2 protein-coding genes are annotated in these 2,098 nt (G+C 73.5%); both read left to right on the forward strand.

All coding sequences use genetic code 11. From position 1 onward, the window contains the following. Positions 1–1,036 (forward strand): DUF4190 domain-containing protein (locus ETD96_RS43540; RefSeq protein WP_138642317.1); only part of this gene is annotated, 1,036 nt, incomplete at its 5' end. Next, complete coding sequence (locus ETD96_RS43545) at positions 1,033–2,037, forward strand: septum formation family protein (RefSeq protein ID WP_138642318.1); 1,005 nt, start codon at positions 1,033–1,035, stop codon at positions 2,035–2,037. The genes ETD96_RS43540 and ETD96_RS43545, both read left to right, overlap by 4 nt. The last annotated feature ends 61 nt before the right edge of the window (positions 2,038–2,098 follow it).

Consider the following 2,098-nt stretch of genomic DNA (forward strand, 5'->3'; position numbering starts at 1 on the left):
CTCATCCACCCCCGCACCTCCGCTCGGTGCAGCACCCCCGCCCGGCGCCTTACCGCCGCCGGGCCTCCCGCCACGGACCGGTCCCGCTCGGACGAACCGGCTGGCGATCGCCGCCCTGATCACCGGCGTCCTCGCGCTGGTCCCGTTCGCGGTCGGCTTCGGCATCGCCGCGCTCGTCCAGGCCGGACGCCGCGGCGAGAAGGGCAGGGGCCTCGCCGCCGGCGGCCTGGCGGCCTCGGCCGTCTGGGTCGCCGTCGCCGCGGTCGCCGCCGCCGCGGCCGTCGGCTCCCTGCTCACCGTCGACCGCGACGAGTCCGGGCACGTCACCGGGAAGGACAGGGTGCTGCCCTCCCTCCTGCGCGTCGGCGACTGCTTCACCGGCTTCGACGGGAACGTCCAGGCACTGGTGACGGCGCTGCCCTGCACCCGGCCGCACCAGGGCGAGGTCAGTGCCAGCCTGCGCCTGCCCGGCACCGACTACCCCGGCGACCATGAGGTCTTCCAGCAGGCGGAGGACGCGTGCTTCCTGCGCCTCGCCCGCCTCCAGAAGAGCAGGTACGCCGAGGACCTGCAGCTCTACGTCATCACGCCGACCCGGCCGACCTGGCGGAGCGGGGACCGCGAGGCGGTCTGCCTGATGCTCTACGAGGGCACCGGGAAGATCAGCGCACCGCTCGCCGAGACGCTTGACCCCAACCGCAAGCTCTGGCACGAGCTCGCCCGCGGCGACTGCCTCGGCAAGTGGAGCGAGGACCTGCCGGCCCAGCGCGTCCTCGCGTGCACCGATGAGCACTGGATGGAGGTCTTCGCCGTCTTCCGGCTCGAGGACGGGCCGTACCCGGGCGCGAAGGCGACCGAGCGGCGGGCGGAGGCCGGCTGCGACAAGCGCTACGAGAAGGTGTTCAGCGGGCGCCGCACACCGGACATCCTCACCTGGATGATGCCGGAGGAGGACGAGTGGACGTCCGGCATCCGCACCGTCGTCTGCCTGGGCGAGAGCGAGAAGCGCCCCATGACGAAGCCGCTGCTGCCATGACCGCCCCCGAACCAGCGGACCCGGACGGCCCCGCCGCAGGGCGACGGACGAACGGGTTAGCGGTCGCCGCGCTCGTCACGGGCCTGCTCGGCCTGGTCCTGTTCGCGGTCGGCTTCGGCATCGCCGCGCTCGTCCAGGCCGGACGCCGCGGCGAGAAGGGCAGGGGCTTCGCCGCCGCCGGGCTGGTGGCGGCGGCCGTCTGGGCCGCCGTCTTCAGCGTCGCGGCGGTCATGGCCGCCCACCGCGTGGAGGACACGGCCCGCCGGATCGACACGCACGGCAAGACGTGGGCGTCCGACCTGCGCAGCGGCGACTGCTTCAACGCGCTCGAAGAGCGGTCGACACGGGTGCTCCTCATGCCCTCGCCCGGCGACCGGCCGCACGAGGGGGAGATCGGCGCCGAGGTGACCCTGACCGCCTCGGCGTTCCCCGGCGACCGGGCCGTCGCGGAGATGGCCCGGAAGGAGTGCCGCGAGCGCACCGGGTTCCTGAGGCAGAGCGCCTACGGGAACCGGCTCGAACTGTACGCCGACCGTCCCGACGAGAAGGCGTGGAAGGACGGCGACCGCGACGTGGTGTGCCTCCTGCGCTACCCCGGCCCGAAGCGGCTCACCGCACCGCTCCTCGACGCCAAGGAGACGGTGCTGACACCGCTGGCGCGGCTCCTCCCCGGCGACTGCCTCACCACCTGGCAGATCAGCGGCTTCCTACCGGCCATCGACTGCCGTCTGGAGCACAAGTTCGAGGTGTACGCCCTCTTCACGCTGCGGGACGGCGCGTGGCCGGGCGACGACGCGGTGGCACGCGACGCGGACGCGGGGTGCCGGAACCGCTGGGAGAAGATGTTCGGCCCCGCGGGGCCGCGCGTCCCGGCCGGCCAGAAAGCGGGCCGGCACGTCGAGGCGCCGGTCCTGGACAACTGGAAGAAGAAGAACCGGCAGGTCACCTGCCTCGTCACCGGAACCACCGGCCTGCTGAGGGGATCAGTGGTGCCGAAGTGAGCCCGCTCGAACGACCGCTCCGCACGAACTGCCCTCCCCCGCCTCCGGAGACGCCATGACC

Origin of the sequence: Actinomadura geliboluensis (assembly GCF_005889745.1) — a bacterium.
Taxonomy (GTDB): domain Bacteria; phylum Actinomycetota; class Actinomycetes; order Streptosporangiales; family Streptosporangiaceae; genus Spirillospora; species Spirillospora geliboluensis.

Coding starts and splice junctions, on each gene's coding strand:
- ETD96_RS43545 (WP_138642318.1), top strand. CDS start 1,033: ATGACCGCCCCCGAACCAGCGGACCCGGACGGCCCCGCCGCAGGGCGA.